The organism is Flavobacterium oncorhynchi, assembly GCF_002217355.1.
GTDB lineage: Bacteria > Bacteroidota > Bacteroidia > Flavobacteriales > Flavobacteriaceae > Flavobacterium > Flavobacterium oncorhynchi.
On record NZ_MUHA01000001.1, the window covers coordinates 223,672 to 231,743 of the forward strand.

The 8,072-nt window shown below is 32.9% G+C and carries 8 protein-coding genes; 5 read left to right on the forward strand and 3 right to left on the reverse strand.

Annotation, left to right across the window (positions count from 1 at the left end):
- Positions 1 to 237: 237 nt before the first annotated feature.
- From B0A75_RS01065 to B0A75_RS01080, 4 genes are all read left to right on the forward strand, one after another.
- Positions 238 to 2,166: a vWA domain-containing protein gene (locus tag B0A75_RS01065; RefSeq protein ID WP_089052436.1), complete on the forward strand. Its 1,929-nt coding sequence runs from the start codon at positions 238 to 240 to the stop codon at positions 2,164 to 2,166.
- Positions 2,167 to 2,307: 141 nt separating this feature from the next.
- On the forward strand, positions 2,308 to 3,558 hold the full coding sequence (locus B0A75_RS01070; protein WP_089052437.1) for a dihydroorotase: 1,251 nt from the start codon (positions 2,308 to 2,310) through the stop codon (positions 3,556 to 3,558).
- Between the two features lie 4 nt (positions 3,559 to 3,562).
- Complete coding sequence (locus B0A75_RS01075; protein WP_089052457.1) at positions 3,563 to 3,889, forward strand: hypothetical protein; 327 nt, start codon at positions 3,563 to 3,565, stop codon at positions 3,887 to 3,889.
- 108 nt (positions 3,890 to 3,997) lie between these two features.
- Positions 3,998 to 4,642: an alpha/beta hydrolase gene (locus B0A75_RS01080; RefSeq protein ID WP_089052438.1), complete on the forward strand. Its 645-nt coding sequence runs from the start codon at positions 3,998 to 4,000 to the stop codon at positions 4,640 to 4,642.
- Positions 4,643 to 4,696: 54 nt separating this feature from the next.
- Here B0A75_RS01080 and B0A75_RS01085 read toward each other — a convergent pair whose 3' ends face one another.
- Genes B0A75_RS01085 through B0A75_RS01095 form a run of 3 tightly spaced genes read right to left on the reverse strand, consistent with a single transcriptional unit; the run spans position 4,697 to position 6,443 of the window.
- Positions 4,697 to 5,116 carry a hypothetical protein gene (locus B0A75_RS01085; RefSeq protein ID WP_244284327.1) on the reverse strand — a complete coding sequence of 140 codons (420 nt, stop codon included), beginning with the start codon at positions 5,114 to 5,116 and terminating at the stop codon, positions 4,697 to 4,699.
- Positions 5,117 to 5,161: 45 nt separating this feature from the next.
- Positions 5,162 to 5,665: a hypothetical protein gene (locus tag B0A75_RS01090; RefSeq protein ID WP_089052439.1), complete on the reverse strand. Its 504-nt coding sequence runs from the start codon at positions 5,663 to 5,665 to the stop codon at positions 5,162 to 5,164.
- Between the two features lie 13 nt (positions 5,666 to 5,678).
- Positions 5,679 to 6,443 carry an MBL fold metallo-hydrolase gene (locus tag B0A75_RS01095; protein ID WP_089052440.1) on the reverse strand — a complete coding sequence of 255 codons (765 nt, stop codon included), beginning with the start codon at positions 6,441 to 6,443 and terminating at the stop codon, positions 5,679 to 5,681.
- Between the two features lie 90 nt (positions 6,444 to 6,533).
- Between B0A75_RS01095 and B0A75_RS01100 the strand changes: the two genes are divergently transcribed.
- A complete protein-coding gene (locus tag B0A75_RS01100; RefSeq protein ID WP_089052441.1) occupies positions 6,534 to 7,994 on the forward strand; it encodes a TonB-dependent receptor in 1,461 nt (486 codons plus the stop codon).
- The last annotated feature ends 78 nt before the right edge of the window (positions 7,995 to 8,072 follow it).

Here is an 8,072-nt window from a genome sequence, read left to right on the forward strand (position 1 = left end):
TTTTGAATACGCTAAAATAAGCATTTATATCATTTTTGCCATTACAAATAGAGTCTTAAAAGTTACATTTTTCAAAAAGCAATTTATCATACAAGCCCCATAAGTAGGCTTAAGTTTTATCTTATTAAGTTCTGCTCATAATCCATTACATTACTTATAAGGTTTAATTAAAAAATTTGTATTTTTGACCAGCATCTTCGCGAAAAACAAAACGTAGTGAAGTAAATCGAAGCCAGAATGCATTTTAAACATCCCGAAATTCTATACTTCCTTTTTTTATTGATCGTTCCAATTTTGGTTCATTTATTTCAATTACGACGTTTTAAAACCTCCTATTTTACCAATGTTCGTTTCTTAAAAGAACTTGCTATTCAAACTCGTAAAAGTTCGAAAATCAAAAAACGACTATTACTGGCAACTCGCTTATTATTACTTACATGTATTATTACAGCCTTTGCACAGCCTTTTTTTGAAGCCAAAGACAGTAAAAATGCTTCAAACGAAATGTATATTGTATTAGATAATTCGTTTAGTATGCAGGCAAAAGGAAAAAAAGGAGAATTGCTAAAACGAGCTGTTCAGGAATTATTAGAAAATACGCCTGAAACTGCGCAATTTTCATTGCTGACAAACACCGAAAATTATTGGAATACTGATATTAAATCGGCTAAAAGTGCATTACAAAATTTAAAATACAGCGCAACGCCATTTGAACTTTCGTCGATTATGGCAAAAATAAAAGCCCATAAATCAGCACATAAAAAAGATATCGTTATTATTTCTGATGCTGTTGGCTTGACCGAAAATGACGTAAAAAACATTGATCAGGAAGAAAAACCCTATTTCATAGTTCCTCAAGCAGAACAAAAAAACAATGTTTCTATCGACAGCGTTTACATCAATCAGACATTAGAAAATTTTTACGAAATAACGGTTGACCTGTCGGGTTATGGAGAAGATTTTAAGCCTATTTCGACTTCTTTATACAATCAAAACAAATTAATTGCTAAAACAATTATCAATTTTGATGCGAAGAAAAAGAAAATCAACTTCACGATACCAAAAGAAGCCTTTCATGGTTATGCTTCTATTGAAGACAATGGTTTAACGTATGACAACAAACTGTTTTTCAGTATCTCTAAAAACAAAAAAACTAACGTAATCAGCATCGGAGAACCTGAAAAAAGTAATTTCTTATCTAGAATTTACACTTCTGCCGAATTCAATTATAATAATTATGCAATTGGTTCTCTCGACTATAATAGTTTAGAAAAGCAAAATACAATCATCTTAAACGAATTAGTTGAGATTCCGCAAGCCTTACAAACCACTTTAAAAGCTTTTGTTTCTAAAGGCGGAAATTTAGTTCTAATTCCGTCTGAAAAAAGTTCAATTTCAAATTTAAATTCCTTTTTAGGAAATTTTGGAAAGGTTCAATTTAATACGCTAAAAGCTCAAAATAAATTGATTACCAAAATCAATTTTGATCATCCTTTGTTTTCAGGAGTTTTTGAGAATAAAATCACAAACTTTCAATACCCAAAAACAAACAATTCATTTGATGTTTCAAGTCCTTATCCAGCCGTTTTATCTTATGAAGATCAAACTGCATTTGTAACAACAATTCAAAATCAAGTTTCTGGAATTACCGTTTTTTCAGCGCCGATAAACACAGAGAATTCAAATTTTCAGCAATCGCCGTTAATTGTTCCGTTATTTTATAAAATGGGACAAAATAATCAGAAAACAGGCGTAAATGCTTTAACCATAGGAAACAATCAACCTTATTTTGTTGATGTTTTACTAACAAAAGATGCAATTCTAGAAGTAAAAGGAACTGATGATTCTTTCATTCCGATTCAGCAGATATTAAACAATAAAGTAAAACTGACTTTTAATGATTTTCCTGAAACAGCTGGAAATTACAGCATTTTTGACAAAAAAGAATGGATTGAAAATTTAAGTTTTAATTACAAACGATCAGAAAGTGATTTAAGTCAGGTAAATACCAATGTAGTTTCTAACTTTAAAACTGCAGATACAATTTCGACCATTTTTAATACCTTACAAACTGAGCGCACAGACAGCCAAATTTGGAAATGGTTTGTTATCTTTGCACTGTTATTTTTAGCATTAGAAATGGCGATTATAAAATTCGTGAAGTAATTTTTTTAGCATGTTTGTCATTTCGACGAAGGAGAAATCACACAAGCTGAGAACGTACTGCACAGAAAATTGGATGCGATTTCTCCTTCGTCGAAATGACAAAAGCTGAATCTGTAAATAAAAAAATAAATTTCTCTACATATGAAAATAATCATCAAAAGCGCCAAAATTATCGACTCAAAAAGTCCGTTTCATAACCAGACTGTTGATCTTTTAATTGCAGATGGTTTAATAGAAAAAATTGGCGTTTCACTTCGAAACGACAATGCAACAGAGGTAAAATTTGATAATCTTCATGTTTCTCAAGGATGGTTTGACAGCAGTGTTTCACTAGGAGAACCAGGTTATGAAGACCGAGAAACTATCGAAAACGGATTAAACGTTGCGGCAAAAAGCGGTTTTACAGCAATTGCTCTTCAGCCAAACTCCTTCCCTATTATTGACAATCAGTCTCAGGTAAATTTTGTAAAAAATAAAGCAAATGGTTTTGCAACAGAAATTTTCCCAATCGGAGCTTTAACAAAAGCCAGCGAAGGAAAAGATATGGCAGAATTGTTTGACATGAAAAAAGCCGATGCTGTTGCTTTTGGAGATTACAACAAAAGTATTGATAATGCCAATCTGCTAAAAATTGCGCTGCAATACGTTCAGGATTTTGACGGTTTGGTAATTACTTATTCGCAAGACCCAAACATAAAAGGAAACGGCGTTGCAAACGAAGGAATTGTTTCGACTCGTTTAGGATTAAAAGGAATTCCTGATTTAGCTGAAGAACTTCAAATATCTCGAAACTTATTTTTACTGGAATATACAGGAGGAAAACTTCATATTCCAACCATTTCTACAGCAAAATCAGTTCAATTAATTAGAGAAGCTAAAGCAAAAGGTTTAAACGTAACTGCAAGTGCATCTGTACATCATTTGGTTTTAACAGATGAAAAACTGGACGGTTTTGATACACGTTTTAAAGTTACTCCGCCTTTACGAACTGAAGTTGACAGACAGGCTTTACTTAACGGAATTGCTGACGGAACTATCGATATGATTACTTCTGACCACAATCCGATTGATATCGAATTCAAGAAAATGGAATTTGACACGGCAAAAAACGGAACTATTGGTTTAGAAAGTGCTTTTGGAGCTTTATTGACTGTTTTACCATTAGAAACTGTAGTTTCAAAACTAACTTCTGGAAGAGCTGTTTTTGGACTTGAAAACAACACAATTACCGAAGGTTCTAAAGCAAACTTAACTTTCTTTACTCCGGAAGGAAAATCGACTTTTACTAAAGAAAATATCCTTTCAAAATCTAAAAATTCTGCCTTTTTAGGAACTGAAATTAAAGGTTCTGTGTACGGAATTTTAAATCAAAATCAACTTGTTACAAAATAATACAATGAACAATACAATCGAAGAAGGAAAATCTATCGCTATTACCAGTTATATTTTAATTATTGGCGTTTTGATAGCGATGTCTATGAATTCTGAAAACAAAAACAGCTTTGCTTCTTTTCATATTCGTCAAGCTTTAGGATTATCTCTTACTTTTATTTCTTTCGGAGCAATTATCAGCAATTTCGACAGCTTTTTTATCACTTTTCCAATGTGGATCTGTATTTCAATTCTTTGGACTTTTGGTATTTTTAATGCTATTCAAGGGCAGACAAAACCAATTCCGTTAGTGGGAAAACTTTTTCAAAAATGGTTTAAATCTATCGGTTAGTAAAATTCCAATATTTTAAATTCCAAACTTGAAGAACTTTGTCTAAGTTTAAAACTTGAAACTGCGACTGAAGCTCACATTTCACAACTTACAATTCACAATAAAAAAATGAATCTATCTTTAGAATATAAAATAAGAGAACCAAAAGTTATTTTAGACAAAAATCCTGTTTTACTTTTATTACACGGTTACGGCAGCAACGAGGCTGACTTATTTTCGTTTGCAACTGAACTTCCTGATAATTATTATATCATTTCGGCAAGAGCGCCTTATGATTTACAATATGGTGCTTACGCTTGGTACGCAATCAATTTTGATGCTGACCAAAATAAATTTTCAGATAATGAACAGGCAAAAACATCAAGAGATATAATTGCCAATTTTATTGACGAATTAGTTGCCAATTATCCTATTGACCCTAATAATGTGACTTTAATTGGCTTTAGCCAAGGTTCAATCTTAAGTTATGCAACTGCACTTTCTTATCCTGAAAAAATTCAGAGAGTTGTAGCGATGAGCGGTTATTTTAATGCAGAAATCATCAAAGAAGGTTTTGAGAAAAACGACTTTAAAAACCTAAAAATATTCGCTTCACACGGAACTGTAGATCAAGTTATTCCGATTGAATGGGCAAGAAAAACTCCCGCAATTTTAGAAAGGCTGAATATTCCTGTTACTTACAAAGAATATCCTGTTGGTCATGGTGTTGCGCCACAGAATTTCTTTGATTTTAAAAACTGGCTTTTGATGTAAAAAGAAAAAAGTGAGATGTNNACATCTCACTTTTTTCTTTTCATTTTTTACTTTCTACTCTCCAGTATAAATAATTTTACCATCTTTTTTCAATACATAACCTTTCCAAGGAATTAACTCTAGATCATCTTTTTTCCAAGAATCGCCTTCAGATTTTCTTTCTAAAATAATAGATTCTTTTTGAGTATCAAGAAAAAGTTCTGCTTTGTTTCCATCAAAAATAACATATGCAGCTGTGGTGTATGTTTTTCCATCTTCTGCATGATTTAACCTTGTTCCTTCAAAAATTCGGATACATTCTTTTTTCAACGTTGACCAAGTGTATCCAGCAGAGGCTTTACATCCGTGAGCATCAGAATCTCCACCTACAATTGCTTCTTTTTCTGGCTCACTAGAAATTACTTTATCCTGAGAAACCTTTTTTGCACAAGAAAATGTTCCGGCAATAATCAAAAACAAAAATATTTTTTTCATAATCCTATTAAATTTAAATTAATAAAAAAACAGGATAACACAATCCTATTTTTGATACAACCAAGTTTGGTTTACTTCAAAGGTAATATTATCATCATTATCAACAAAGTATTTTAACAAGACTTCCCCCCATAATTCTCCATTACTGTAATCAGCAATAATCCAACGGTGGTTTAAAATCTTCACTTTATTGATAATAAATTTGTTTGGTCCAATTTGATCTTGTCCTGTGTATGGATTCCCTTTTGGGTTTGCGTTAAAATCCAATAATTTCTCAGTTACAACTGGAATCAATTTTTCAAATAAAATCACTTTTCCTCCAGAAGCGCTGTTATCAAAGTAATTTTGCGCATTTTCATTATGTTCAAGAGAAAAATAATTTGCATCAGCCAATTGAGTTTTTACTAATTGAATACTGTCTCTTAGCTTTTTAGTCGTTTTATCATATCTTTCCTGCCCGAATTTCACTTCGCTGCTATAAAACATATAAGTAAAAACATTCATTAATATCGCAAGGATAAAAAGATAAAGCATTAGGGATTTTTTCATTTTTATGGAATAATTAAATTGTAATTTCTAAGTTATCGTAAGCCAGAAAAACATTTTCTGGAAGTTGTTTCTGCACTTCTTCGTGAAAACCTAAAACATGGCTGATATGCGTCAAATAAGCCTTTTCGGGTTTTACGAGATTAATAAAATCAAGTGCTTCCTGCAAGTTAAAATGTGTATCGTGAGGTTCAACACGTAAAGCATTCACAACTAAAACTTTCAATCCTTTAAGTTTTTCGACTTCGGAAGTTTCAATTGTTTTTACATCTGTTAGATAGGCAAAATCATCGATTCTATATCCAAAAACCTGTAAATCTCCGTGCATTACATTTATCGGAATCGCCATTTTATCACCAACCGCAAAAGGTTTGTCATTTTCGACTTCGATAGTTTTTACGCTTGGAGCGCCAGGATATTTATTCACAGTTTCGAAAACATAATCAAAACGGCGTCTCAAATTACCTAATACACGCTCATGTCCGTAAATAGGAATTTCTCCCTGTCTAAAATTAAACGGACGAATGTCGTCTAAACCTGCAGTATGATCTGCATGTTCGTGCGTAAATAAAATAGCGTCGAGTTTACGACATCCGCAAGAAAGCATTTGCTGCCTGAAATCAGGCCCGCAATCGATTACAAATGAGTGCTCGTTCCAAGTAATCCAAATGGATACGCGGAGCCTTTTGTCCTTAGCATCAGTGCTTTTGCAAACAGGATGATCCACTCCGATAATCGGAATGCCTTGAGAAGTACCAGTACCTAAAAAATAGACCTTCAATTGAACTTAATTTTTTTACAAAAATAGGATTATTTCTCTTTCATTAGAAGCCTAATTTACTAACTTTGTAACAAATCTATTTAAAATAAAATGGGTACAGAAATAAAACTCAAAGGTGACAAGGTCATCGAACAGATTCCCTCTATAAAAGACAAAGCTTTACGCATTAATTTAAACGAAAACATTTACGGAACATTTGCAGAAATTGGCGCTGGACAAGAGACAGTTAGACATTTTTTCAGATCCGGAGGTTCTTCAGGAACTATTGCAAAAGCCATGTCTGCCTATGACAAAGATTTTAGTGATGCTATTTACGGAATTGAAACTGACGGCCGTTACGTAACCGAAGAACGTTTAAAAAAGATGTTAACTCTCGAAGGGCAAATCATCGAAGAGCGTTTAAGCAGAGAAAAACATCCCACAAAACTTTTCTTTAGTTATGCCAATACAGTTGCAACTATAGATTTTGCCAAACAATTTAAAGGACACGGCTGGGTAGGAATTAGATACCAAATTGAACCCGACGAAGCTTATAACGAAATTATTCTTCACATTCGTTTTAGAGAAACTGACGCTAGATTACAACAAGAAACACTAGGAATTTTAGGTGTAAACTTAATTTACGGTGCTTTTTACAAATATAATGATCCAAAACGCTTACTTCGATATTTATATGATCACTTAGACAAAGATCAATTAGAAATCGATACCATCAATTTCTCTGGTCCTCGTTTTGCTGATGTTGACAATCGTTTGATGAGTTTACAATTGGTGAAAAACGGAATGACTGACGCGGTTATGTTTAATCCTGAAGGGAAAAACATATTGCCGGCTGCCATTTTATACAAAAAGAACCTTTTAGCTTTAAGAGGAAGTTTTCGCCCAGTTACAAAAGTAAACATGGACATGTACGAGAAATCGTTGAAGATGTTTCTTGAAGAAAACAAGGTTGAAAAAGATAATACATTAGTTATTTTCGAAATTACGCTTTCGAATTTACGTTCTGACGGTGAAATCGACGAACGTGACTTTATGGATAGAGCTGAATTACTTTGTTCACTTGGTCAAACGGTAATGATTTCGAATTTCCAAGAATACTATAAAGTAGTTGAATATTTTGCTAATTATACCAAAGCTCGTATGGGATTAGCAATGGGTGTAAATAACCTTGTCGATATTTTTGACGAGAAGTACTACAGACACTTAAGCGGTGGAATTCTAGAAGCTTTTGGAAAATTATTCTACAGAGATATGAAAGTTTTCCTTTATCCAATGCTGGATGAAAATGGAGAATTAATGAATTCAACTAATTTAAAAGTACATCCAAGAATGAAAGAACTTTACAAGTTCTTCAAGTTCAACGGAAAAGTGGTTGATATTACAGATTACGACCCACACAACTTAGAGGTTTTTTCTCGCGAGATTTTAAAAATGATCAATCAAGGCAAAAAAGGTTGGGAACATATGCTTCCGCCAGGTATTGCAGAAATTATAAAAGAACACCACTTGTTTGGATATCATCCTCAAACGGAATTAGAACAAAATGCTTAATTAAAAAAAGTCCCTTATTGGGACTTTTTTTTGTTTCATCAGGTTCTGGAATGCGTAAAATTTTACCGCAAAGCACGC

Bases quoted from the DNA above. Each gene is read 5' to 3' on its own strand.
- B0A75_RS01065 (WP_089052436.1), top strand. From the start codon at position 238: ATGCATTTTAAACATCCCGAAATTCTATACTTCCTTTTTTTATTGATC.
- B0A75_RS01070 (WP_089052437.1), top strand. From the start codon at position 2,308: ATGAAAATAATCATCAAAAGCGCCAAAATTATCGACTCAAAAAGTCCG.
- B0A75_RS01075 (WP_089052457.1), top strand. From the start codon at position 3,563: ATGAACAATACAATCGAAGAAGGAAAATCTATCGCTATTACCAGTTAT.
- B0A75_RS01080 (WP_089052438.1), top strand. From the start codon at position 3,998: ATGAATCTATCTTTAGAATATAAAATAAGAGAACCAAAAGTTATTTTA.
- B0A75_RS01085 (WP_244284327.1), bottom strand. From the start codon at position 5,116: ATGAAAAAAATATTTTTGTTTTTGATTATTGCCGGAACATTTTCTTGT.
- B0A75_RS01090 (WP_089052439.1), bottom strand. From the start codon at position 5,665: ATGAAAAAATCCCTAATGCTTTATCTTTTTATCCTTGCGATATTAATG.
- B0A75_RS01100 (WP_089052441.1), top strand. From the start codon at position 6,534: ATGGGTACAGAAATAAAACTCAAAGGTGACAAGGTCATCGAACAGATT.